We start from the raw sequence: 21,669 nt of genomic DNA on the forward strand, positions 1-21,669 counted from the left end.
AACTCGAGTAACCGCATGACCCTTACCGCGACCCTTGCTACCGTGATGACGACGCCGCGCTGCATGATGCAGCCATCGGGCAGCGCGCAGGCGGGCGACTTCGCGGGCTCGTTCGCGAAGGCAAGCGAGGAAACCCCGCCCGGCGCGCCTCCAGGCACACCCCCGTCGTCCCCCACGCTCGATACGCTCGCGGATGCGCTGCTACAGGCTCCCGCGCTGAGCGAAGTCCGGCAGGACTGGGCCGCGACCGGCAAGGGCTTGCCGACCCCGCTCGTTGCCGGTGCGACCGCGGTCGCGTGGTCGTCGGGACTCGTGGCGCAGCCGTCCGAAGCGAAGCCCGCGACATCACCGGAGGTCCCAGCCGAGGCCATCCTTGCCGTAACGATGCCAGCGATGGCCACGGCACGTCCGGTCGCGACGCCGGCCGCGTCGATGGTCCGGCAGCCCCATGCCCCGCGCCCATCTCGCTCGCCTGCCGGCCCGGACCAGCAGGTCGAGACAGGGGATGACGACGATCCGAGTGCGCGGGCGCCAGACACGCCCCCCGATATCGGCGCTTCGCAGGATATCGTGGCGGCGGCGACCTTGTCCCCAGCGCTACAGGTGCAGACCGCGACCCCCGCGTTGGATACCGGGAGTCTCGACAACGTAGCCGCCACTGGTGTGCTGCTGGAGGGTGTCAGCGCCGACCCTGTGCCGACCTACGCACCGAGCGGTCCGCGGGACAAGCGCGCGGCCCTGCCCGCATCACCGGTCCAGCCGACCTTGCAGGCCGGTGCCGCGCTCGCGACGTCGACGGCCGGGACGCGCGCGTCATCCACCTCGGCAGCCCCGCCATCTACTGCGGATAACGGAACGATCGCGTCCGACAGCGTCCAATCGGCACCCGCGCCGCGCACGACCGACCGGGTTGTTTCGGAGCGTGTCCTGGTCTTGCCGGACCAGTCGGACTTGATCCAGCGCGCATCGAGCGGCGCCCCCCTGGCCCCCGCGGATCTCCGTAACGGCCTGACACCGATGGTGCGCGCGGGCGACGCCGCCGCGACGCCGGTGCGAACCGCGACATTGCCGCTTCGGTTGGAGCCGGGTGATCGCGCGCCTTTCCAGCTCGACGCCGGTTCGCCCGCATCGGCTGCACGCATGCCGTCGTTGCCCTTCACCGTGCCTTCGACGCAGCCGACGGCGCTCGCGTCCACACCCCGCCTTTCATCGCGTTCGGCGGTGCTCGCCGTCGCTGCGGAGATGCTGCCGCTCGCGACCGGGACCGATGCTACGCCGCCCGGCGTGCTTGCACCGCTACAGCCGCCATCGGCAGCGAGTATTGCGCCGCTCGCGTCCGTCGGACTGGTGCCGCCATCCGGTGCGCAGGGCAATGCGCTGCCCGCGGTCACCGGCGCGACGGAGGCCATGGCGACGCCGGCCGACACCCCGGCAACCGGCACGCCGCGCTGGACTGCGACCGGCACGACCACGCCCGTCGCGCTTGCGATGGCGCAGCCCGAGGCGGTCCAGCCGCAGCCGGGCATGGTCGCGTCCGCGGCGCAAGTGTTCGGCGCAGCGATCCAGGCGGCGACCAAGACGCGCGATGCCGAGAAGACGGGCGCGCTCGATACGGCTGTACTATCGGCTACGGTCGCCCCGGCGCCGTCGATTGCGATCGCGACTGCGCAACAGGCGCCGCTCGACATGCGTCAGGATCGCTGGCCGCATGCGATGATCGAGCGGATCGAGATGATCCGCGATGCCGCCGATGCGGGCGACACACGGATCCGGCTGATCCCCGATGCGCTCGGCGCGATCGACGTGTCGGTCAAATCCGTCGGCGACACCGTGCACGTTCATTTCAACGCCGAACAGGCTGCGACGCGGACGCTGCTGGCCGACGCGCAGCCGCGGCTCGCCGAACTGGCCGAGGCACGCGGGCTGAAGCTTGGCCAAGGCGCGCCCGGCGACAGCAACGCCAGCAATGGTCAGCAGCGCGCACCGACCTCGCCGCACATCCCGAATCGCCCGACGACCGCGACCACCACGGTCGCCGCCGACGTACCCGAAGACACCCGAATCGCTTGACCCGAAGGACCCTGACATGAGCGACAAAAAAGAAACTGCCGACGCCGCCCCGAAGAAAAAGGGCAAGATGAAGACGATCCTGATCGGCGGCGTCGCGCTGTTGGTGCTGGTCGGCGGCGGCGTCGGCGCGGGCGTGTACGCGTCGAACGCCGGCCTGCTGGGTGGCGGTCATGCCGCAGCCGCGGACGACGGCAAGCCCAAGCTTGTCCCCAAAAGCGAGCAGAAGCACCCGACCGAAGGTGGCGAAGGCGGCGGTCATGGCAGCGACGAGCCCGCGCCCGAAAACCACGGGATGAAGCCCCCCGCAGGAGAGGGCGGCGACAAATACGCGTCGACCTATTACCCGATGGAGAAGGAATTCACCTCGAATCTCCAGGACTCGGCGCACTTCGTCCAGGTCGGGATCGCGGTCGCCACGCCGTACGACGACACCGTCATAACCAACCTCAAGACCAACGACATCGCGGTCCGTTCGGCGATCCTGATGGCGCTCGGCGACACCACCGAGGAGCAGGTGATGAGCAGCGACGGCAAGCGTCAGTTGCAGGTCAGATTGGCGAAAGCGATCAACGATACGCTGAAGCAGAAGGAAGGCTTTGGCGGCATCGGTAACGTTTACTTTACCAGTTTCGTTGTTCAGTGAGGCATGGTTAACGAGGCCTCAGCAAAGACACGCGAGCGACGCGACCGGGATCGCTCCAGCGCGCCCAAGGACGGCGTGCTGCATCAGGGCGTGCTCGGCGGGGCCAAGCTCAATCCGTTCGGCGACCTGCATTCGTTGCAGCATCTGTCGGCCCGGTTCGCGCGCGGTTTGCGCGGCGTGTTCGAGCCGTTGTTGCGTCAGGAGGTCCGTTGCTGGGCCGAGCCTCTCGTGGTCCAGCGCTTCACCGATTACCGGGCGGAACGCAGCGATGCGCTGACCGCGTGGCTGCCGCTGATCATGACGCCGGGGATGGCGCAGGCGCTGTGTATCATGGACGGCAAGTTCGTGCTCGAGATGCTCGACATGTTCTTCGGGGGTACCGGTGCCGCGCCGCACACGCTGCCGACCGAGTTCTCGCCCGCCGCCGAAGCGATGGTTGCGCGGATCGGCCAGATGATCGCGGCGCCGCTCAAAACCGCGTGGGAGCCGATGGCGCGGTTCGACTTTCTGCCGACGCGCGTCGAGGTGAACCCGGCGATGATCGCCGATCTCGACGGCGAGGACGCGATGATCGTCACGCGCTTCGGGATCGCCGCGGGACCTGCAAAACCGGTGTTCCTCGATCTCGTCTATCCCGTCTCCGCGCTGAAGCCGCATGCGCCGTCGCTGACCGCGAAGGTCGTCGGCAAGTCGGCCGAGCCTGATCCGGCGTGGCGCAACGAGCTGACGCGCGCGGCGATGAACGTGCGCTTCCCGATCCGCTCGGTACTCGCCGAGCCGGTCGTCAAGCTGACGATGCTGATGGACCTGAAGCCCGGCGACGTGATCCCGATCACCATCTCGGGCGACGTGCCGGTGATGGTCGGCAACAACCGGCTGGGCTGCGGCACGGTCGGCACGTCCAATGGCTTCGCGGCCATCCAGCTCACCTCGATTACCCGTTTCGACGAAGGATTTGCAGCATGAACGACATGACCGGAGGCTTCCCCGTAGATGCTGCCGTCGCCGCCAACTTCCGGCTGCTGCAGGATGTCGACGTCAAGCTGACCGTCGAGATCGGCTCGACCAGCCTGACGCTTCGCGAGCTGCTCGCGCTCGGCGAATCCAGCGTGATCGAACTCGATCGCCAGGCCAACGAACTTCTCGACGTATTCGTCAACGGCACGCTGATCGGGCGCGGCGAAGTCGTCACGGTCGGCGAACGCTTCGGCGTGCGGATGACCGAACTCGTGTCGCCAGACAAGCGCGGCTGAACCCAATGCTCTGGACCTATATCCTCAAGCTCGTCATCCTGCTGCCGCTGGTGTGCGGACTGATGTTCGGCTGCCTGTACCTGTGGCGCAAGTTCGAGAGCCGGATCCCGGGCAAGCCCTCGACGCGGCTGATCGGCGTCAAGGAAACGATGATGATCTCGCCGGGCCTGCGCCTCGCGGTGATCGACTTCGAGGGGCGCCGGCTGCTGGTTTCGGTCGGCCGCGGCGGCGTGCACCTGATCGACAAGGTCGACGCATGAGCACGGTCGCTCGTCCGACGGTGACGCGGAAGGGCTCGGGCCCTGCCCTGTTCGCCGCTCCGTCTGCCAAGCCGTTTTCCCGCGTACGCGGGAATCCAGGAGCCAAGCGCGCGAACGCGTGGCTGTGGATAGGCCTCGCCGTTCTACTAGCCCTCTTCCTCGCGATGCCCGCCTTCGCGCAAGGCGTCCCCGCTCCGACCAATCCCGCCGTCGGCGACGCGGTCGATCGCGCGCTCGGCCAACTCGGCGGCCAGGCTGCGGGCAATACCGGCCAGAGCGGTTCGCTGTCGCTGTCGCTGCAAGTCCTCATCATCATGGGGCTGCTGACGATCCTGCCGGGCATCCTCCTGATGATGACCAGCTTCACACGGATCATCATCGTGCTCGCGATCCTGCGCCAGGCGCTCGGCCTTCAGCAGACCCCGCCGAACCAGGTGCTGCTTGGGCTGTCGCTGTTCCTGAGCTTCTTCATCATGGCGCCGACGATCAGCCAGATCAACACGACCGCGATCCAGCCCTATGCCGCCGGGCAACTCGCCGGCACGCAGATGATCACGACCGCGGGCGTCCCGCTGCACGCGTTCATGGTGAAGCAGACGCGGATCAAGGACGTCACGATGTTTGCGCAGATCGCAAAGTCCGGGCCCTATGCGACGCCGACCGACATTCCATTCTCGGTGCTGCTCCCCGCGTTCGTCACGTCCGAGCTGAAGACCGCGTTCCAGATCGGCTTCCTGATCTTCCTGCCTTTCATCGTCATCGACCTCGTCGTCGCGACTGTGCTGATGTCGCTCGGCATGGCGATGCTGAGCCCGACGATCATCTCGATGCCGTTCAAGCTGCTGCTGTTCGTGCTGGTCGATGGGTGGGCGCTGACGATGGGCAGCCTCGCCAACTCGTTCGCGACCTGACCAATGGACGCGCAATATTTCCTGACCGTCGCCAATCAGACGATGTGGGTACTGGCGCTGGCCAGCGCGCCGATCCTGATCCCGGCGCTGCTCGCGGGCCTGATCCTGGGGATGATCCAGGCGGCGACGTCGATCAACGAGCAGACCTTGTCGTTTGTGCCGAAGCTGGTGGTGGTCGCGGTGTCGATCCTGATCTTCGGGAGCCTGATCCTGGGGTTGCTGAGCGATTTCACGATCGGGATCTTCGAGCGCATTCCGGATCTGGTTAAGTGAGCCAAGATTTCCGTTCGTCCCGAGTAGACTTCGAGCTCGTCGAGAAGGCGTATCGAGGGACAGGTACCTCGATACGGGCCCTCGACTTCGCTCGGTCCCTACTCGGCACGAACGGCAACTGAGATGTTGGGGTTTGGGCTCAGCATCGAGCCGCAGCTTTGGGCGCTCGTGTTCGTGATGATCCGCATCGGTGCGACGTTCATTGCTGCACCCGTGTTCGGCTCCGTGTCGGTACCGCTGACCGTGCGCGTCACGCTGTCGGGCGCGATCGGGTTCCTCGTGCTCGCGGCCCATCCGATCGTGCCCCCGCAGAACATCTTCGCGGTCTCGACCGTCCTCTCCGCCGCCGCCGAAGCCCTTGTCGGGCTGGCGCTCGGCTTCGTCCTCCAGATCGCATTCGCTGCGCCCGTCATCGCCGCCGAGATCATCGGCGGCGCGATGGGGCTCGGTTTCGCGTCCTCGATCGATCCGCAGAACGGCAAGTCCTCCCCCGCGCTCGGCCAGTTCTTCTCGATCATGCTGACGCTGTTGTTCCTGTCGGTCGACGGCCACCTGATCCTGATCGACCTGCTCGTGAAGAGCTACGACATCCTACCGCCCGGTGCCGCGTGGATCGGCGTCGAGCGGCTGAAGGCGATCGCGTTTTTTGGGGGTTATGCGTTCCTCGCCGGGCTGTTGCTCGCGCTCCCGGTCGGGTTCCTGCTGCTCTGCCTCAACATCGTCGTCGGCATGCTGAGCCGCGCCGCGCCCTCGCTCAACCTGTTCGCGGTCGGCCTCCCCGCCAGCCTCGCGGTCGGCGTCATCACGCTCGCGATCGCGTTCCCGACGATGGGCGATTACATGCTCGTCATCGTCCGCGAAGGCCTCGCCGCAACCGAAAACCTGGTGCTCGGCTGATGTCTGAGGATTCGGGCGAAAAGACAGAAGCACCAACCGCAAAGCGCAAGAAGGATGCGGTCGATAAAGGCGACATCCTCAAGTCGCGCGACTTCGCCACCGCCTTGAGCATGGTCGCCGGCGTTGCCTGGCTGATCTACGCAGGCCCCACGCTGATCGCCGCGTGCAAGGCGATCATGAGCTCAAGCTTCCAGTTCACGCATGCCGACGTCGAGGATTTCTCGCCGTGGCGTCCGTTGATGGAAGCGGGGGGCAAACTCGCGCCATCGCTGGTCACGCTGTTCATCGTCACGATCGGCGCCGCGATCCTGAGCCAAGGCGCGCTCGGCTCGCTGGGCTTTAACGGCGGCCTGCTCGCGCCCAAATACAGCCGCGTCGATCCGGCCGCGGGACTCAAACGAATCTTCGGGGCGAACGGCTGGATCGAGCTCGGCAAATCGTTGCTGAAGGTGATCCTGCTCGGAACGATCGGCGGCTGGATGCTGTGGAACGCCGCGCATTCCACGATGGGGCTCGCCTCGTCCGCCGATCTCAACCAGGCGCTGTCGACGCTTGGCGGGATCTTCAAGGGGATCCTGATCGCGATGGCGTTCGGGTTGTGCGCGATCGCCGGCATCGACCTGCCGATCCAGATCATCCGGCGCCTCGGCAAGATGCGGATGTCGAAGCAGGAGGTGAAGGACGAACACAAGTCGACCGAGGGTAACGGCGAGGCGAAGGGCCAGATGCGCGCGAAGATGCGCGCGATGGCGAGCGGGGGCTTACGCAAATCGGTAGCGGAGGCGCATGTCGTGCTGACCAACCCGACGCATTTCGCGGTGGCGCTGCGCTACGATCGCGGCAAGGATCAGGTGCCGGTGGTGGTCGCCAAGGGGCGCGGCGCAACCGCGCTGGCGATCCGCGAACTCGCCGGCGAAGGCCGCGTGCCGATCCTCGAATATCCGATGCTCGCGCGTGCCGTCTATTACACGAGCAAGGAGGGCCAGGAGGTTCGCGACGACCTCTACACCGCGATCGCGACCGTCCTAGCGTTCGTGTTCGGGCTGAACGCGGCCGCCGGGGGTACGGCCGGTGGGATCCAGCCGTTCGTGACCGTGCCGAAGGATGCGCGGTTCGACGAAAACGGCATGAAACAGGCCTAAACATTCGCGCCGCGTGGCCGTTCTTGTGAAAGAGCGCGCACGTGCAGGGACTTTGCCATGGTAACATCGACCACCAGCACGACGGCCACGCCGACGCCCACACCCGCAGCGACCCCCGCCAACGCTCAGAGCGTGGTGAATGCGGCAACGCAATCGCTGCTGACGTCGCTCAATGCCGGCTCGGGCATCGATACCGGCACGCTCGTCCCCGCGCTCGTCACCGCGCAATTCGCGACCAAGACGGCTGCGCTCACGGCGAAGTCGACCGCGCTTACGTCGCAGATCTCGGGGATCAGTTCGCTCAAAAGCGCGATCACCGCCTTCTCGACCGCGCTCGACAGCTTGGTGAAGGGCGGCACGCTGCAAACGCAGCCGACCAGTTCCGACACGAGCTCGATCTCGGCCACTGCGATCAGCGGCGCAAAGGTATCGGCGCTGGCGTCTACGATATCGGTGACCCGGCTCGCTACCGCACAGGTCGCAGGGACCAAGACAGCGATGGTTCGCACCGAGCCGCTGGGATCCGGCAACCTGACACTCACGATCGGTACTACGATCTATAAAAACGCGAGCGGTGATAGCGTCCCGGCCGGGACGGCTGGTGCAGTATGGGCCGGCATCGACCCCGATCCGACCAAGCCCGCCACCGTCTTCAAGATCACCGTCGGTGACGGCGACAATATGGATACGGTCGCCGCTGCGATAAATGCAACGAAGAGCGGCGTCACTGCCTCGGTGGTGTCGGACGGCAAGGGGGGCGCGTTTCTGTCGGTCAAGGGTGCGACTGGAGATGCGCAAGCGTTCACGTTGAAGGGCGCAACCGATGTGATCGATATCGGCCCCCCGAGCGACAAAACCAGCAACACGCAGATCACGAGCAGTGCGCTGAATGCGCAGCTGACCGTCGATGGCATCCCGGTCGAGCGGTCGAGCAACACGATCAGCGATCTGGTCGACGGCGTGAAGCTCCAGCTCAGCTCGGTGTCCAAGGCGCCCGTCACGCTGTCGAGTACGGCGCCGACCGATGGCCTGACGCAGGCAGTCAACGACGTGGTCGAGACCTACAACCAGATCCTCGCAATCATCAACGAGCAGACCGATCCGGTGACCGGCGTGCTGCGTGCCGATCCCGCTGCCGCGTCCTTGCTGCGGTCGCTCAAGGGATTGACGCTCAAGCCGCTGGTGACCGGGGCGGCATCAGGCGTGCCGACCACGCTTGCCGAGATCGGTGTGGCGACCAACCGCGATGGTACGCTCCGCCTGGATGCCGCACAGCTCGCCAAGCAGATCAGCGCCAACCCGGCAGCGATCGAGGCGATGTTCGCGCCCTCTACCAGCAATGCATCGGGGTTGTCCGTGGTGCTGGCGACGTTGGCAAAGAGCGCGACGAGCACGACCACCGGTCTCGGTGCATCGACCGCGCGCTACACCGCGGCGCAGAGCGATATCGCCAAGGAGCAGGCCAAAATCACGACGCAGGCCGATCAGATGACGACGCGGCTGACCCAGCAATATGCCAGCATGAACGCGCGTGTGTCGGCGTATAAATCGACGCAGACCTTCCTCACCAACCAGATCGCAGCGTGGAACAAGAGCGACTGATGACCTACGCTTCCACTCTCGCGCGCGACCCGTTCGCCACCTATCGCCAGATCGATGCCGTCGGCCGCACCGCGACCGCGGATGGCCCGGCACTGGTACAGCTGCTCTACAAGGAACTCGTCGCGGCCCTGCGCGCGGCGGGCTGGGCCTGCGAAAACCGCAAATTCTCGATCAAGAGCGAGCGCATCACCCGGGCGACCGCGATCCTGTTCGCGCTGGAGGCCGGACTCGATTTCGAGAATGGCGGCCAGGTGTCGGAAACGCTGTCGCGGCTTTATGCCGGCGCGCGGAAGACGATCGTCAACGCCTCGATCGGCCATGACCCGAGACCGTTCCGCGACTCCGCCGACATGCTCGACGAGATCGCGCAGGCCTGGCGGACCGCGAGCGCTGCGTAGACTCTACCGCCTGAACCAGTGTCGCATCGAGAAATACGCGACGACGCCGACCGCGATCACCACGCAGGCCGCGGCAATCGCGTCGAACGCCCACGGCTCCTCGGCAAAGGGCAGGCCCTTGACGTTCATCCCGTACAGCCCGGTCAGGAACGTCAGCGGCAGGAACACCATCGCCGCGATCGAGATGATCAGCGAGCGATTGTCGATCTGTTCGGCGCGCAGGTCGGTCAGCGTCTCGTGGACCAGCGCCGAGCGCTCGCGGATCGACTCCAGCTCCTCCGCCATCCGTGCCGCGCGGTCCGCTGCCGCCGCCAGATGCAACCGGTCGTCGTCGGCCAGCCAGTCGCCGGGCAACGCCGCAAGCTTCTCCAGTGCCGCGCGCTGCGGGCTGAGGAAGCGCTTGTAGCCGATCGCCGCGACGCGCACCTTGCTGACCGTGCGGCGCAGTTCGAACACGCGGTTGGCGTCGAGCTGTTCCTCGCAATCGTCGAGTTCGTCGCCGAGCGTCGCCACGTCGGGATCGAGATCGGCGGTAATCGCGGTCGCGAACGCGGCGATCAGGTCGCCGGGATCGCGGATCTCGCTGCGCTCGACCATCTTCTCGACCTCTGCGACCGCGATCAAGGGTTTGCGCGTGACCGAGAATACCCGGCCCTTCACCGCCCATATCCGCACCGAGGCTAGCATGTCGGAGGTGTCGAGCTCCTCTTTCGATCGCCCGCGCAAATTGAGGAACGCGCCGTCGCCGACCGCTTCGCAGCGCGGACGCGTCTCGGTCGCGGTCAGCGCATCGACGACATAGTCGAGCAGCTTGGCCTCGTCGCGAAGCCAGGTCTGCGCATGTTCGGCGGTGGTCGACAGATGTACCCAGACCAGGTCTGCGGTGGAGCCGAGCGCTTCCTTCACATCGACGCGCGTTGCCTCGCCATCGACGATCCGGAACGCGAAACCGCTCACAGGGCCATCTCGACGTCGACGGACAGGCCGGTGCCGGGATCGGCGGGCATCGCCTGGCACAGCCGCGCCGCATCGGCACGGGCACGGTCGAGGATTGCCGCGGGGACGTCGGGGCGGTGATAGATCCGGTCGGCGCTGGCCAGTGCGCGCGCTTGGCGCAACGTCAGGTCCTCGGGATCGTCGGACAGCAGCACGAGCGTTATCGCCACGTCGCGCTTTGCCGCGGGCGTACCCGTCGGGGCCAGCCACGCGTCGACGTCGTGCGTCGGCGACAGCGGATCGAGCATTCCCCCCGCCCCCATCGCGGTCGCCAGCGCGCGACGACGTTCGCTCATGTCGGGCCAGCGCTTCCGCAATGCCCCGCGTGCCGCTTGCAGGGCGAGCGCGAGCTTGCCGAGATCGGCGGGGACGAGGGCCTCCAGCCGCTGGCGCACCGCTGCGGCCAAGCCGGCCGACACGCCGCTCGTGCCGATCGCGATCAGCACCGGTGCGCGGTCGACGATCGCCGGCAGCGTGAAATCGCACAGCGCCGAGCGATCGACCGCGTTGACCAGGATTCCCCGCGCCTTCAACCGCGCGACCGCCGCCAGCGCCTCGTCGTCGTCGTCGATCGCGACGATCGCAAGCGACGCCGCGGCATCCTCGCCGACCACGTTTGCGCCCGCACGATCGAGCAGCCGCCGCTTTGCATCTGCCGCCTCGCCTTCGCCCAGCAAGATCACCGGGCGCCCCGCCAGCCTTACAAACAGCGGCAGGCTTTGTAGCGGGGCTGGAAGGCTCACCGCTTGAGCCATTCAGGCACGCGCTCGGCGGCCAGGATCGTCTCGGGATGGATGCGATCGGCGACCACTGCGAACCGGTCGCCGTCGACCAGCACTTCGGGCACCAGCGCGCGGCTGTTGTAGGTCGACGCCATCGTCGCGCCGTACGCGCCCGCAGTGCGGAAGATGCCGAGATCGCCCGACTTCACCGCGTCGATATCGCGCCCCATCGCGAAGGTGTCGCCGGTCTCGCACACCGGCCCGGCGATGTTGGCGGTCATCCGCTCGCCGGTCGGCTCGACAGCGACAAAATCGTGATACGCGTCGTACATCGCGACGCGTGCCAGGTCGTTCATCGCCGCATCGACGATGACGTACGGATTCACGACGCCGGGCTTCACCCAGATCACCTCGGTCAGCAGCACGCCGGCGTTGCCCGCGATCACGCGCCCGGGCTCGAACATCAGTTCGACATCCCAGTCCGCGGTCGCGCGGGCGACCATTGCGCCGTAGTCCGCCGGGCTCGGCAGCACGTCGTCGGGCTTGTACGGCACGCCGAGCCCACCGCCGAGATCGACACGGCTGATCGTGTGACCCGCCGCACGCAGCTCCGCGACCAGTTCGCCGATCCGCGCATAGGCGGCCTCCAGCGGCGCGAGGTCGGCGAGCTGGCTGCCGATGTGGATCGCGACGCCGCGCAGATCGAGGCCGTCATGCTTCGACAGGCGGTCGAACATCGCCACCGCTTGGTCGATCGCGACACCGAACTTGTTCTCCTTGCGCCCGGTCGAGATTTTCGCATGCGTGCCGGCATCGACGTCGGGGTTCACGCGCAGCACCGCCGGCGCGCGTTCGCCGCGCGCATGGGCCAGCGCAGCGAGGACTTCGCCCTCCTCCTCCAGCTCGAGATTGAACTGACCGATCCCGGCATCGAGCGCCTGCGCCAATTCGCGCCGCGTCTTGCCGACGCCCGAGAAGACGATGTCCGACGCCGGTATCCCCGCAGCCAGAGCGCGCTGCATCTCGCCCGCCGAAACGACGTCGGCGCCGTATCCCTCGTCGGCCAGCACGCGCAGTACCGCGACGTTGGGGTTGGCCTTGATCGCATAGGCCAGGTGAACGCGGCCCGCATCCTTCAGCGCGTCGCGAAATACCTGCGCGTGCCGACGGAACGTAGCGGTCGAATAGACATAGACGGGCGTGCCGACGGCCTCGGCGATCGCCGGCAGGGCAACGTCCTCGGCGTGCATCACACCGTCACGATAATCGAAATGGTTCATGGATCAGGTCTTCAATTTGGCGGCGGCAGGTCGAATTCGTCGCTGCGCCGCTCGTCGGATTTGGTCAGCAGCTCGTCGCTGCGCTGCGGGCGTTGCTGCGTAGTGGGCTCGAGCAGTTGCGCGGCGGTCGGCTGCGTCTTCGCACCATAGGGCGCGACCGGAAGCGTCTTGCCCTCGGCCGGCACGAGACCGTCCGCCGCACCGCAGCCCGACAGCGCCAGCACCAATCCCGCCAATCCCAGAAGCCGTTTCATGCTATCTCCCCCCGCGCTGCGCGGATCGCGGCGCGCACATTGTCGGGCGCGGTACCGCCGAAGCTGGTCCGGCTGGCGACCGACGCGTCGACCGAGAGTACGCCGTACACGCGTTCGTCGATCCGCGCATCGATTGCCTTCAGGTCCTCGATCGGCAGCGCATCGAGCGCAACCTTGCGCTCCTCGGCCAGCTTGACCGCGCGGCCCGTCACATGATGCGCCTCGCGGAACGGGAGCCCCGCCTCTCGCACCAGCCAGTCCGCGAGATCGGTCGCGGTCGCAAAGCCGCTCTCGGCCAGCCCGCGCATCCGATCGGTCCGGAACGTCGCGCTCTCGACCATCCCGGTCATCGCCGCGATCGACAGCGCGAGCAGGTCGTGCGCCTCGAACACCGGCGGCTTGTCGTCCTGCATGTCCTTCGAATAGGCGAGCGGCAGGCCCTTCATCGTCACCATCAGCGCAGTCATGCAGCCAAGAATCCGCCCGGCATGCCCGCGCACCAGCTCGGCCGCATCGGGATTGCGCTTCTGCGGCATGATCGAGCTGCCCGTCGACCATTGGTCGCTCAGTGCGACGAATCCGAACGGTTGCGACGCCCAGAGCACGAACTCCTCGGCGAGCCGCGAGAGGTGGAGCGACGTCTGCGTCGCGGCGGTGAGATACTCGATCGCGAAGTCGCGGTCGCTGACGCCATCGAGCGAGTTCGTCATCGGCCCGTCGAAGCCGAGCGCCTCGGCGGTCATCGCGCGGTCGATCGGGAAACCTGTGCCAGCCAGCGCAGCCGAGCCGAGAGGCGATCGGTTCATCCTTGCGCGCGCATCGGCGAACCGCCCGACGTCGCGCGAGATCATCGCGTGATACGCCATCAGGTGATGGCCTAGCGTCACCGGCTGTGCGGATTGCAAATGCGTGAAGCCCGGCATCACGCTAGCCGCATGCTCTTCCGCCCGCGCGAGAAGCGCAGCCTGGAAGCCAGCAAGCGCCGCAAGCGCCTGGTCGATCGCATCGCGCACCCATAGGCGAAAATCGGTCGCGACCTGGTCGTTGCGCGAGCGCGCGGTATGCAGTCGCCCCGCAACCGGGCCGATCGCATCGGCAAGCCGCGCTTCGGTCTGCATATGGATATCCTCGAGGACCAGATCCTCCTCGACGCCGTGCTCGGCATAATACGCCGCCACCGTGTCGAGGCCTGCCGAGATCGTCGCGGCATCCTCGGCCGAGACGATGCCCTGCTTGCCGAGCATCGCGACATGCGCCTTCGATCCGGCAATATCCTGCTGCCAGAGGCGCTTGTCGAAGGGAATGGAGGCGTTTATCTCGCGCATGACCGCTGCCGGCCCTTCGGCGAACCGCCCACCCCACATCGAATTGGAACCGTCCATGGTCTTGCGTCCTGTGTTCACTTCGCGCCCAATCGTCTGTCTGGTGGGAATGGGCCTGCTGGTCGCCGGCTGCGATAGGAAATCGTCCGCGCCGGAGCAAGCAAACGTCGTCGCCGCAAACACGGTCTCCGCCGACGAAGTCGCGTCTGGCCCCGCCCCCGACGAGGCGACCGGTGCGACGGCCCCCGTCGAAAAGCTCGACCGCAGCCACAAGGGCGAGACCGGCCCGACGGTCGCCTTCACCGCGCCTGATGGCAAGTCGGTCACCCTCGCCTCGTTCAAGGGCAAGCCGCTGTTGCTCAACCTGTGGGCGACCTGGTGTGCGCCGTGCGTCGCCGAAATGCCGACGCTCGACGCTGCGGCGAAGTCGATGGTCGGCAAGGTGCAGGTGATCGCGGTCAGTCAGGACATGCAGGGCGCGGAGAAGGTGACGCCGTTCTTCGCCGAGAAGAAGTTCTCGACGCTGAAGCCGTATCTCGATCCGAAGCTCGGCCTCAGCCTCGCCTATCAGGCGAACCTGCCGACGACGATCCTGTACGATTCGGCCGGCAAGGAAGTCTGGCGGATGACGGGCGGCTATGAATGGAACACGCCCGCTGCCGCAAAGTTGATCGCCGAGGCCTCGTAATCCTCGAAGCGATGTGCCGGCCCGCCTTGGTGACGAGCCAAAGGTTGATGGCGGACCGGCACCGTAGCTTAGGGCCGATCGACGCCCGGCGCATCCGCTCACACGGTCGTTTCTAACGCCCGATCCGATTCGCGAGCCACGTCGCCGCGGCTTCGGGCGTCTGCTTGTCCGTATCCCGGTCGACGCGGTAGTTCGCATCGCGCATCGCCTCGACCGGGATTCGACCAATCAACGGCCTCAGCGCGGCGATGAACTTCGCGTCCCCTGCCCGCTTCGGCGCCACCATCAGGATCGCATCGTAGCCGGGTATCGCGCGCCGCGGGTCGGTCAGCACGGTGAGGCCGTCGGCGGCGATCCGGCCATCGGACGAGAAGGCCGAGATCACGTCGACATTACCGCTCTCCAGCGCGCGGTACATGAAGGTCGGGCTGTACGGCGTGGTCTTGGCAAACCGCAGCGGATAGGCGCGCTTTACCGCGGCCCATTCGGGGCGTTCGAGGAATTCGAGATCGCTGCCGAGCGTCATGCCGGGCGCGGCCTTCACCAGATCGTCGAGGCTGGCGATACCCTTGGCCTTGGCCTCAGCCCCCTTCATCGCGAAGGCGTAGGCGTTCTCGAACCCGAGCGATCCGATCAGCTCGACATTGTGCTCGCGCTTCGCCCAGTCGACGATCGCCGCGACCATCGCACCGTGCTCGGGCACGTCGCGCCGCTTCATCTCGTTCGCCCAGATCGTCCCGGCGTAATCGACATACACGTCGATATCTCCGCTGGAGAGCGCGCCGAAGACCACAGCCGAGCCGAGGCCGTCGCGATATTCGACGGTGTAGCCGGCATGTTCGAGCCGGTCGCCGATCAGCCGCGCGAGGATATATTGCTCGGAGAAGTTCTTCGCGCCGACCACGACGGTGCGGTCTGCGCCACCCTTGGGCCAGAGCGGGGCGGTCGCTGCCGCGGTGCCCACGACCAGCACCACCGCGCTCGCGATCCACAGCCAGCGGCGGCGCGCGCGGATGCCGTATTCGATACCACCGATCAGCGCGTCGACCGCCAGCGCGAGCGCGGCCGCCGACACGCAACCGGCGAGCACCAGTGCCCAGTTCTGCGTCTGCAGACCGGCGAAGATCATGTCGCCGAGGCTCGGCTGGCCGACCGTCGTGGATAGCGTCGCGGCGCCGATCGTCCAGACCGCCGCGGTGCGGATGCCGGCGATCAGCACGGGTGCGACCAGAGGCGCTTCGACCAGCCGCAGTTTCTGCGCCGGCGTCATGCCGACCGCATCCGCCGCCTGGATCACCGCAGGATCGATACCGTGCAGCCCGGTGATCGCATTCCGCAGGATCGGCAGCAGCGCGTATAGCGTCAACGCGATCAGCGACGGGAGGAAGCCAAGCGCGGGTATGCCGCCGCCGACCAACGCGGAGAGGCTGAGCAGCAGCGGATAGAACAGCGCGAGGAGTGCGAGGCTGGGGATCGTCTGTACGAGGCTGGCGAACCCGAGCGAGACGCGCGCCACGGCCGCGTTGCGCGCGGACCAGATGCCGAGCGGCAGGCTGATCGCGATGCCGAGCAGCAGCGCCGCCGCTGAAAGCAGGACGTGGTTGGCGAGCAGCGGCGGCACGCGGCCGAGCGCGTCGAGGAACGCGCTCATGCGACTAGTGTCTGCAAGCGTTCGGCCTGCGCGCGCGGCACTTGGACCAGCGCCTGCGCGTCGTCGCCACCCTTGCCCGCCACCAGTTGTGCCGGCGTGGCATCGGCGACGATCCGCCCCGACTTCATTACCAGCACGCGGTCGGCGAGCAGCAGCGCCTCAGCCATGTCGTGCGTGACGAGGATCGTGGTCAGCCCGAGCCGGTCGTGGAGTTCGCGGATCCGCGTGCCGAGCGCATCGCGCGTCACCGGGTCGAGCGCGCCGAACGCCTCGTCGAGCAGCAGCAGTTTCGCGCCGGGTGCGAGTGCACGCGCGATGCCGACGCGCTGGCGCTGGCCGCCCGAGAGCGCGTCGGGCATGCGGCTCGCGATGTCGCGGGGCAGGTCAACGAGGTCGAGCAATTCGCCGACCTTCGCCTCGTCCATGCGGCCGGCGATGCGCAGGCCGATCGCGATGTTCTCGGCAATCGTCATGTGCGGGAACAGGCCGATGTTCTGGAAGACGTAGCCGATCCGACGGCGGAGTTCGGGCGCGGGTTCGGCAGCGACGTCGGCACCTTCGATCGTCACGCGGCCTTCGCTCGGCTCGACCAGCCGGTTGATCGTTTTCAATAACGTCGACTTGCCCGATCCCGAGGTCCCGACCAGCGCGACGAAAGCGCCGCGCGCAATCTCCAGCGAGACCGCGTCGACGGCGATCGTCGACCCGTATGTCTTGGTGACGCGTTCGAAAGCGAGCGCTGGCAAATTGTCTGGCATCTGCGCGCAGGATGCGGGAAACATACCGGAAAATCAAATAGTCAGAATATAATGGAGAGCGGTGTCATGAGCGAGCAGAGCATTTTCATCACCGGCGGCGGATCGGGGATCGGCCGCGCGACGGCGCAACTGTTTGCAAGCAAGGGCTGGCGCGTGGGCCTTGCCGACGTCAACGTCGCGGGGCTTGCCGAAACCTCCGCGCTTCTCCCCGCTGGCATGGCAAGCACATACCAGATGGACGTGCGCGACCGCGAGGCATGGGTGACCTGCCTCGACGCGTTCGTCGCCACCACCGGCGGCCGACTCGACGTGCTGTTCAACAATGCCGGGATCGGCTCGGGCGGGCCGCTCGCGGAGACCGACTTCGCCGAGATCGACCGGGTGGTCGCGATCAATCTGGTCGGTGCGCTGAACGGCGCGCGGATCGGCTATGCGTATCTGAAGCACACGCCGGGATCGTGCCTGCTCAACACCGCATCGGCGTCGGCGATCTACGGTTCGTCGGGCCTCGCGCCCTATTCGGCGACCAAGTTCGGCATCCGCGCGATCACCGAGGCGCTCGACGGCGAATGGGCAGCGGACGGCGTCAAGGTACGCTCCATCGTTCCGAGCTTCATCGACACGCCGCTGCTCGATTCCGCCGCGGGGAACACCAACCACTCGATCCGCGAGACGGTGACGGGTGCGGGGCTGGAGCTGACCGGGGTGGACAAGGTCGCGGAGGCGGCCTGGGCCGCGGTGCACGGCGACAAGATCCACACGTACGTGGGCAAGACCGCGCACCGCATGGCCTTCGCCGCCCGGTGGATGCCGGGTGCGCTTCGCAAGCGGATGCGGCGGGATATGCGGAAGGGCTGACCACTTGATCCTCCCCCGCAAGGGGGAGGTGGATCGCGCAGCGAGACGGAGGGGGAGGCATGCGGAAACTGCTGTTCCGTGTCCTCCCCCTCCGTCACCTTCGGTGCCACCTCCCCCTGGCGGGGGAGGATCGAGAGAGAAAACTCAGGCGTCGCCGACGATCGCGTCGATCGCTTCGGCCATCTCGATATCCCGTGACGACAGCCCCCCCGCGTCGTGCGTCGTCAGCAAGATCTCCACCCGGTTCCACACGTTCTTCCACTCCGGATGGTGGTTCGCACGCTCGGCGATCAGCGCGACCTGCGTCATGAAGCCGAACGCCTCGACGAAATCGGCGAACACGATCGTCCGCGTGATCGCATCGCGTGCGTCGTCGAAATCCCACTCGTCCAGCCCATCGAGCGCCTCGGCCCGCTCGGTCTCGTTCAGCGCTTCGATCATCGGGCTCTCCCTTGCCGCCACAGTTCGCCACCGACTATGGCTGACGACATGAGCGGGCAAGCAGCAATACACGATGGGCGCCGCGGGGAAGCCCCCGATGCCGACATGATCGAGGCGATCTGCCGCGCGACGATCGCCAGGCTCCCCGCGCAGTTCGCCCAGCATCTCGGCGACATCGTCTTCGCGGTCGAAGAGTTTGCGGACGACGAAACGCTCGCCACGCTCGGCCTCGAGCATCCGCTGGACCTGTCCGGCCTGTACCATGGCCGCCCGCTCGGCGAGAAATCGTCGATGGACGTCGCACCGATGCCCGACCGCATCGTTCTGTACCGCCGCGCGATCCTGGAGGAATGGATCGAGAGCGGAGTCCGCCTCGACGATCTCGTCGCGCACGTCACCATCCACGAGATCGGCCATCATTTCGGCCTCAGCGACGACGACATGCACGCGCTCGAAGATAGCGTGGAAGACACGGGCACGTGAGCCTCGCGTTTCGCGACGTCGCGTGCGTGCGGGGCGGGCGAATGCTGTTCTCGGGCGTGTCGTTCGATCTCGGTCCCGGCGACGCAGCGGTCGTCACCGGCCCCAACGGTATCGGCAAGTCGAGCCTGATCCGCATTGCCGCCGGGCTGCTTGCGCCGTTCGAGGGCGCCGTGACCTGCGACGCGGACACGGCGCTACTCACCGAAGCCAGCGCGCTCGACACCGACCGCACGCTACTCGCCGCACTCCGCTTCTGGGCCAGCCTCGATCGCGCCCCCGATCCCGAAGCGCGCGTCGCCCATGCGGTGCAGGCGCTCGATCTCGAGGCGCTGGCTGATATCCCCGTCCGCCTGCTCTCGACCGGGCAACGCCGCCGCGCGGCGATCGCCCGGATCGCCGCCAGTCATGCCCCGGTGTGGCTGCTCGACGAACCCGCCAATGGTCTCGACACCGCCTCGGTCACGCGACTGGAGGCGTTGCTCGACCGACACCGGGACGGCGGCGGTATCGCGCTCGTCGCCACGCACCTGCCAATGTCGATGCCGGGCGTGCAGGAGATCGGCCTGTGATCGCCCTCATCCGCCGCGATCTGCGCCGCAGCGTATCGAGTGGTGGCGCCACGCTGGTCGTCGCGTTCTTCCTGCTGGTCGCCACGTTGTTCCCGTTCGCGATCGGACCCGATGCAGCGCTGCTCGCACGGATCGGGGGTGGCGTGATCTGGACCGCGGCGCTGCTGGCGGCCCTGCTCCCGGTCGAACGGCTGATCGGCCCCGATCTGGAGGCCGGCGTCTTCGATCAGTTCGCGGTGCGCGGCCTGTCGATGACCTCGGTCGCGGTGGCCAAGACGATCGCGCACTGGCTTGGCTTCGGCCCGCCGCTGATGCTCGCCGCGGTGATCGCTGCCGGCCTGCTCAACCTGTCGGCGGACACCTTGCTGCGAGTCGAGGTCGGTCTGCTCATCGGCACGCCCGGCCTGGCGGCGCTCGCGGTCGTCACCAGCGCGTTGGTTGCGGGCGTTCGCGGCGGCGGTGCGGTGACGGGGCTGGTGATGCTTCCCCTCGCCGTTCCCGTGCTGATCTTCGGTGCAGGCTCGCTGGATCCCGCGAGCGGTGCCGGCGCGGTCAAGCTCCTCGCCGCGGTCAGTCTCGTGCTGGTTGCCGGCGCACCGTTCATCGCCGCTGCAGCGGTCCGCGCGGCCCTCGATTAGGTAGCAACCGCCGGGCGGATCGTGGAGCGATGCCCCGCCGATCACTCACCCGACAAACCGCAGTCCGCTCAGCGCGCGATATCGCGCTTGGCGAGCTGCTTGTTCAGACCCAGCGCGATCAGCGTGAACACCGCACCCGAGAACAGGTAGGCGCCGCTTGCTGCCAGCCCCAGCTTGCTCGTCAGCAACAGCGCCGCCAGCGGAGCAAAGCCCGCACCGAACAGCCAGGCGAGATCGGTCGTCAGCGCCGAACCCGTATAGCGGTGCTGGGGCGACAGGCTCGACGCGATCGCGCCCGACGACTGGCCGAACGACAGTCCGAACAACAGGAAGCCGATGCCCATGAACAGGCGCTCGCCGACATCGCCGCCATCGAGGAGCGACGGTGCGGCGATCGCGAACAGGGCGATAAGCACTGCGATCGTGCCGAGCATCGTGCGACGTCCGAACCGGTCTGCGAGCAGCCCCGACACCAGCATCGCGCCGATCCCGATGATCGCACCGATCACCTCGACCACGAGGAAGCGACCCGCCGATTCACGCGTGAACAGCACGACCCACGACAGCGGGAACACCGTGACCATGTGGAACAGCGCGAAGCTCGCGAGCGGCACGAACGAGCCGAGCCAGATCGCCTTCCACTGCGACTGCACGGTCTCGACGACCGGCGCCGGCTCCAGTTCGCGCTTCGAATACATTTCTTCGAACTCGGGCGTCACCACCAGGCGAAGGCGCGCGAACAGCGCGACGACGTTGATCGCGAACGCCACGAAGAACGGATAGCGCCAGCCCCAGGCGAAGAAGTCCTCGGTCGGCAGCGCGGCCACGAAGAACGCGAACAGGCCGCTGGCGACCAGCAGACCGATCGGCGCACCCAGCTGCGGCAGCATCGCGTACCAGCCGCGGTGTTTTTCCGGAGAATTGAGCGACAGCAGCGAGGCAAGACCGTCCCATGCACCGCCAAGCGCGACGCCCTGGCCAATGCGGAGAAGCGCAAGGATCGCGACCGACCAGTTGCCGACCTGGTCATAGCCCGGAATGAACCCCATCGCGACCGTCGACGTGCCGAGCAGGAACAGCGAGATCGTCAGCTTGACGCTGCGGCCGTACGCACGATCGACCGCGATGAAGATGATTGAACCGATCGGGCGGGCGATGAACGCCAGCGCGAACACCGCGAACGAATAGAGCGTGCCCTGCAACCGGTCGACATACGGGAAGACCAGCGTCGGGAACACGAGCACCGAGGCTATCGCGTACACGAAGAAGTCGAAGAATTCCGAGGTGCGGCCGATCACCACGCCGATCGCGATCACGCCCGGCGTGACGTGCTCGCCGTCGCTGTGGATACTGCGAGCATCGGCTTCGAAGCTCGTCTCGGGGACTGTGTTTGCACTCATTCTTCAACTCGCTCTTCAGGGCGCGAACCCGATGATACGCTGTTCCGGCGGATGCGGGCAGATATATTCCGCGCCGATCTTCCACGCCCAATGCAGGCGGGGGTGATCTATGCTACTTCCGGTGACGATAAAGCCATGCCGATGTTGCAGTGCAGCGCCC

The 21,669-nt window shown here is 67.0% G+C and carries 25 protein-coding genes; 16 read left to right on the top strand and 9 right to left on the bottom strand.

Going from position 1 to position 21,669, the window contains the following annotated elements; translation table 11 throughout:
- Positions 1-15: 15 nt before the first annotated feature.
- From O6W96_RS09505 to O6W96_RS09555, 11 genes are all read left to right on the top strand, one after another.
- Positions 16-2,070 carry a flagellar hook-length control protein FliK gene (locus O6W96_RS09505; RefSeq protein ID WP_353469288.1) on the top strand — a complete coding sequence of 685 codons (2,055 nt, stop codon included), beginning with the start codon at positions 16-18 and terminating at the stop codon, positions 2,068-2,070.
- A gap of 16 nt (positions 2,071-2,086) precedes the next feature.
- Positions 2,087-2,713: a flagellar basal body-associated FliL family protein gene (locus tag O6W96_RS09510; RefSeq protein WP_353469289.1), complete on the top strand. Its 627-nt coding sequence runs from the start codon at positions 2,087-2,089 to the stop codon at positions 2,711-2,713.
- Between the two features lie 3 nt (positions 2,714-2,716).
- A complete protein-coding gene (locus O6W96_RS09515; protein ID WP_353469290.1) occupies positions 2,717-3,679 on the top strand; it encodes a flagellar motor switch protein FliM in 963 nt (320 codons plus the stop codon).
- Positions 3,676-3,966: a flagellar motor switch protein FliN gene (fliN, locus tag O6W96_RS09520; RefSeq protein ID WP_056054132.1), complete on the top strand. Its 291-nt coding sequence runs from the start codon at positions 3,676-3,678 to the stop codon at positions 3,964-3,966. Before O6W96_RS09515 ends, fliN begins: the two co-directional genes overlap by 4 nt.
- A 5-nt stretch (positions 3,967-3,971) precedes the next feature.
- Positions 3,972-4,226 carry a flagellar biosynthetic protein FliO gene (locus O6W96_RS09525; RefSeq protein WP_056054129.1) on the top strand — a complete coding sequence of 85 codons (255 nt, stop codon included), beginning with the start codon at positions 3,972-3,974 and terminating at the stop codon, positions 4,224-4,226.
- A complete protein-coding gene (fliP, locus tag O6W96_RS09530) occupies positions 4,223-5,137 on the top strand; it encodes a flagellar type III secretion system pore protein FliP (protein ID WP_353469291.1) in 915 nt (304 codons plus the stop codon). The genes O6W96_RS09525 and fliP overlap by 4 nt, the downstream gene beginning before the upstream one ends.
- A 3-nt stretch (positions 5,138-5,140) precedes the next feature.
- Positions 5,141-5,410, top strand: a complete 270-nt coding sequence (fliQ, locus tag O6W96_RS09535; RefSeq protein WP_055874447.1) for a flagellar biosynthesis protein FliQ — start codon at positions 5,141-5,143, stop codon at positions 5,408-5,410.
- 123 nt (positions 5,411-5,533) lie between these two features.
- Positions 5,534-6,307 (top strand): flagellar biosynthetic protein FliR, encoded by a 774-nt coding sequence (gene fliR, locus O6W96_RS09540; protein ID WP_353469292.1) that lies wholly within the window; start codon positions 5,534-5,536, stop codon positions 6,305-6,307.
- Positions 6,307-7,449, top strand: a complete 1,143-nt coding sequence (gene flhB, locus O6W96_RS09545) for a flagellar type III secretion system protein FlhB (protein WP_353469293.1) — start codon at positions 6,307-6,309, stop codon at positions 7,447-7,449. Before fliR ends, flhB begins: the two co-directional genes overlap by 1 nt.
- A gap of 57 nt (positions 7,450-7,506) precedes the next feature.
- A complete protein-coding gene (fliD, locus tag O6W96_RS09550) occupies positions 7,507-9,051 on the top strand; it encodes a flagellar filament capping protein FliD (RefSeq protein ID WP_353469294.1) in 1,545 nt (514 codons plus the stop codon).
- A complete protein-coding gene (locus O6W96_RS09555; RefSeq protein WP_353469295.1) occupies positions 9,051-9,449 on the top strand; it encodes a flagellar protein FliS in 399 nt (132 codons plus the stop codon). The genes fliD and O6W96_RS09555 overlap by 1 nt, the downstream gene beginning before the upstream one ends.
- Before the next feature lie 3 nt (positions 9,450-9,452).
- Here the strand turns inward: O6W96_RS09555 and O6W96_RS09560 are convergent, their stop codons facing one another.
- The 5 genes from O6W96_RS09560 to argH are packed head-to-tail and all read right to left on the bottom strand — an operon-like array spanning position 9,453 to position 14,065.
- The gene (locus tag O6W96_RS09560) at positions 9,453-10,406 is read right to left on the bottom strand and encodes a CorA family divalent cation transporter (protein WP_353469296.1); all 954 of its coding nucleotides are present in this window, start codon (positions 10,404-10,406) and stop codon (positions 9,453-9,455) included.
- A complete protein-coding gene (locus tag O6W96_RS09565) occupies positions 10,403-11,200 on the bottom strand; it encodes a precorrin-2 dehydrogenase/sirohydrochlorin ferrochelatase family protein (RefSeq protein ID WP_353469297.1) in 798 nt (265 codons plus the stop codon). Before O6W96_RS09565 ends, O6W96_RS09560 begins: the two co-directional genes overlap by 4 nt.
- A complete protein-coding gene (lysA, locus tag O6W96_RS09570; protein ID WP_353469298.1) occupies positions 11,185-12,447 on the bottom strand; it encodes a diaminopimelate decarboxylase in 1,263 nt (420 codons plus the stop codon). Before lysA ends, O6W96_RS09565 begins: the two co-directional genes overlap by 16 nt.
- 11 nt (positions 12,448-12,458) lie before the next feature.
- Entirely contained in the window at positions 12,459-12,701 is a 243-nt protein-coding gene (locus O6W96_RS09575) for a hypothetical protein (RefSeq protein ID WP_187503666.1), read from the bottom strand.
- Positions 12,698-14,065: an argininosuccinate lyase gene (argH, locus tag O6W96_RS09580; RefSeq protein WP_435372211.1), complete on the bottom strand. Its 1,368-nt coding sequence runs from the start codon at positions 14,063-14,065 to the stop codon at positions 12,698-12,700. Before argH ends, O6W96_RS09575 begins: the two co-directional genes overlap by 4 nt.
- 67 nt (positions 14,066-14,132) lie before the next feature.
- Here argH and O6W96_RS09585 point away from each other — a divergent pair, with 67 nt between their 5' ends.
- Entirely contained in the window at positions 14,133-14,711 is a 579-nt protein-coding gene (locus tag O6W96_RS09585) for a TlpA family protein disulfide reductase (protein WP_353469300.1), read from the top strand.
- 112 nt (positions 14,712-14,823) lie between these two features.
- Here the strand turns inward: O6W96_RS09585 and O6W96_RS09590 are convergent, their stop codons facing one another.
- Positions 14,824-16,362: an ABC transporter permease/substrate-binding protein gene (locus tag O6W96_RS09590; RefSeq protein WP_353469301.1), complete on the bottom strand. Its 1,539-nt coding sequence runs from the start codon at positions 16,360-16,362 to the stop codon at positions 14,824-14,826.
- Positions 16,359-17,120: an ATP-binding cassette domain-containing protein gene (locus O6W96_RS09595; RefSeq protein ID WP_353469302.1), complete on the bottom strand. Its 762-nt coding sequence runs from the start codon at positions 17,118-17,120 to the stop codon at positions 16,359-16,361. Before O6W96_RS09595 ends, O6W96_RS09590 begins: the two co-directional genes overlap by 4 nt.
- Before the next feature lie 66 nt (positions 17,121-17,186).
- Between O6W96_RS09595 and O6W96_RS09600 the strand changes: the two genes are divergently transcribed.
- Complete coding sequence (locus O6W96_RS09600; protein WP_353469303.1) at positions 17,187-17,978, top strand: SDR family oxidoreductase; 792 nt, start codon at positions 17,187-17,189, stop codon at positions 17,976-17,978.
- A gap of 144 nt (positions 17,979-18,122) precedes the next feature.
- Here the strand turns inward: O6W96_RS09600 and O6W96_RS09605 are convergent, their stop codons facing one another.
- Positions 18,123-18,419, bottom strand: a complete 297-nt coding sequence (locus O6W96_RS09605; RefSeq protein WP_353469304.1) for a 4a-hydroxytetrahydrobiopterin dehydratase — start codon at positions 18,417-18,419, stop codon at positions 18,123-18,125.
- Positions 18,420-18,467: 48 nt separating this feature from the next.
- On the opposite strand from O6W96_RS09605, the gene O6W96_RS09610 reads away from it, so the two are divergent.
- Genes O6W96_RS09610 through O6W96_RS09620 form a run of 3 tightly spaced genes read left to right on the top strand, consistent with a single transcriptional unit; the run spans position 18,468 to position 20,109 of the window.
- Entirely contained in the window at positions 18,468-18,902 is a 435-nt protein-coding gene (locus O6W96_RS09610) for a metallopeptidase family protein (protein WP_353469305.1), read from the top strand.
- Positions 18,899-19,471 (top strand): heme ABC exporter ATP-binding protein CcmA, encoded by a 573-nt coding sequence (gene ccmA, locus O6W96_RS09615; protein WP_353469306.1) that lies wholly within the window; start codon positions 18,899-18,901, stop codon positions 19,469-19,471. The genes O6W96_RS09610 and ccmA overlap by 4 nt, the downstream gene beginning before the upstream one ends.
- Positions 19,468-20,109, top strand: coding sequence for a heme exporter protein CcmB (locus tag O6W96_RS09620; RefSeq protein ID WP_353469307.1), 642 nt, complete (start codon positions 19,468-19,470; stop codon positions 20,107-20,109). Before ccmA ends, O6W96_RS09620 begins: the two co-directional genes overlap by 4 nt.
- A gap of 68 nt (positions 20,110-20,177) precedes the next feature.
- Here the strand turns inward: O6W96_RS09620 and O6W96_RS09625 are convergent, their stop codons facing one another.
- Positions 20,178-21,509, bottom strand: coding sequence for an MFS transporter (locus O6W96_RS09625; protein ID WP_353469308.1), 1,332 nt, complete (start codon positions 21,507-21,509; stop codon positions 20,178-20,180).
- Positions 21,510-21,669 lie beyond the last annotated feature (160 nt).

The sequence above is a fragment of the Sphingomonas faeni genome (assembly GCF_040407495.1).
Classification (GTDB): Bacteria; Pseudomonadota; Alphaproteobacteria; order Sphingomonadales; family Sphingomonadaceae; genus Sphingomonas; species Sphingomonas faeni_D.

Bases quoted from the DNA above. Each gene is read 5' to 3' on its own strand.
- O6W96_RS09505 (WP_353469288.1), top strand. From the start codon at position 16: ATGACCCTTACCGCGACCCTTGCTACCGTGATGACGACGCCGCGCTGC.
- O6W96_RS09510 (WP_353469289.1), top strand. From the start codon at position 2,087: ATGAGCGACAAAAAAGAAACTGCCGACGCCGCCCCGAAGAAAAAGGGC.
- O6W96_RS09515 (WP_353469290.1), top strand. From the start codon at position 2,717: ATGGTTAACGAGGCCTCAGCAAAGACACGCGAGCGACGCGACCGGGAT.
- fliN (WP_056054132.1), top strand. From the start codon at position 3,676: ATGAACGACATGACCGGAGGCTTCCCCGTAGATGCTGCCGTCGCCGCC.
- O6W96_RS09525 (WP_056054129.1), top strand. From the start codon at position 3,972: ATGCTCTGGACCTATATCCTCAAGCTCGTCATCCTGCTGCCGCTGGTG.
- fliP (WP_353469291.1), top strand. From the start codon at position 4,223: ATGAGCACGGTCGCTCGTCCGACGGTGACGCGGAAGGGCTCGGGCCCT.
- fliQ (WP_055874447.1), top strand. From the start codon at position 5,141: ATGGACGCGCAATATTTCCTGACCGTCGCCAATCAGACGATGTGGGTA.
- fliR (WP_353469292.1), top strand. From the start codon at position 5,534: ATGTTGGGGTTTGGGCTCAGCATCGAGCCGCAGCTTTGGGCGCTCGTG.
- flhB (WP_353469293.1), top strand. From the start codon at position 6,307: ATGTCTGAGGATTCGGGCGAAAAGACAGAAGCACCAACCGCAAAGCGC.
- fliD (WP_353469294.1), top strand. From the start codon at position 7,507: ATGGTAACATCGACCACCAGCACGACGGCCACGCCGACGCCCACACCC.
- O6W96_RS09555 (WP_353469295.1), top strand. From the start codon at position 9,051: ATGACCTACGCTTCCACTCTCGCGCGCGACCCGTTCGCCACCTATCGC.
- O6W96_RS09565 (WP_353469297.1), bottom strand. From the start codon at position 11,200: ATGGCTCAAGCGGTGAGCCTTCCAGCCCCGCTACAAAGCCTGCCGCTG.
- lysA (WP_353469298.1), bottom strand. From the start codon at position 12,447: ATGAACCATTTCGATTATCGTGACGGTGTGATGCACGCCGAGGACGTT.
- O6W96_RS09575 (WP_187503666.1), bottom strand. From the start codon at position 12,701: ATGAAACGGCTTCTGGGATTGGCGGGATTGGTGCTGGCGCTGTCGGGC.
- argH (WP_435372211.1), bottom strand. From the start codon at position 14,065: ATGTGGGGTGGGCGGTTCGCCGAAGGGCCGGCAGCGGTCATGCGCGAG.
- O6W96_RS09585 (WP_353469300.1), top strand. From the start codon at position 14,133: ATGGGCCTGCTGGTCGCCGGCTGCGATAGGAAATCGTCCGCGCCGGAG.
- O6W96_RS09590 (WP_353469301.1), bottom strand. From the start codon at position 16,362: ATGAGCGCGTTCCTCGACGCGCTCGGCCGCGTGCCGCCGCTGCTCGCC.
- O6W96_RS09595 (WP_353469302.1), bottom strand. From the start codon at position 17,120: ATGCCAGACAATTTGCCAGCGCTCGCTTTCGAACGCGTCACCAAGACA.
- O6W96_RS09600 (WP_353469303.1), top strand. From the start codon at position 17,187: ATGAGCGAGCAGAGCATTTTCATCACCGGCGGCGGATCGGGGATCGGC.
- O6W96_RS09605 (WP_353469304.1), bottom strand. From the start codon at position 18,419: ATGATCGAAGCGCTGAACGAGACCGAGCGGGCCGAGGCGCTCGATGGG.
- O6W96_RS09610 (WP_353469305.1), top strand. From the start codon at position 18,468: ATGAGCGGGCAAGCAGCAATACACGATGGGCGCCGCGGGGAAGCCCCC.
- O6W96_RS09625 (WP_353469308.1), bottom strand. From the start codon at position 21,509: ATGAGTGCAAACACAGTCCCCGAGACGAGCTTCGAAGCCGATGCTCGC.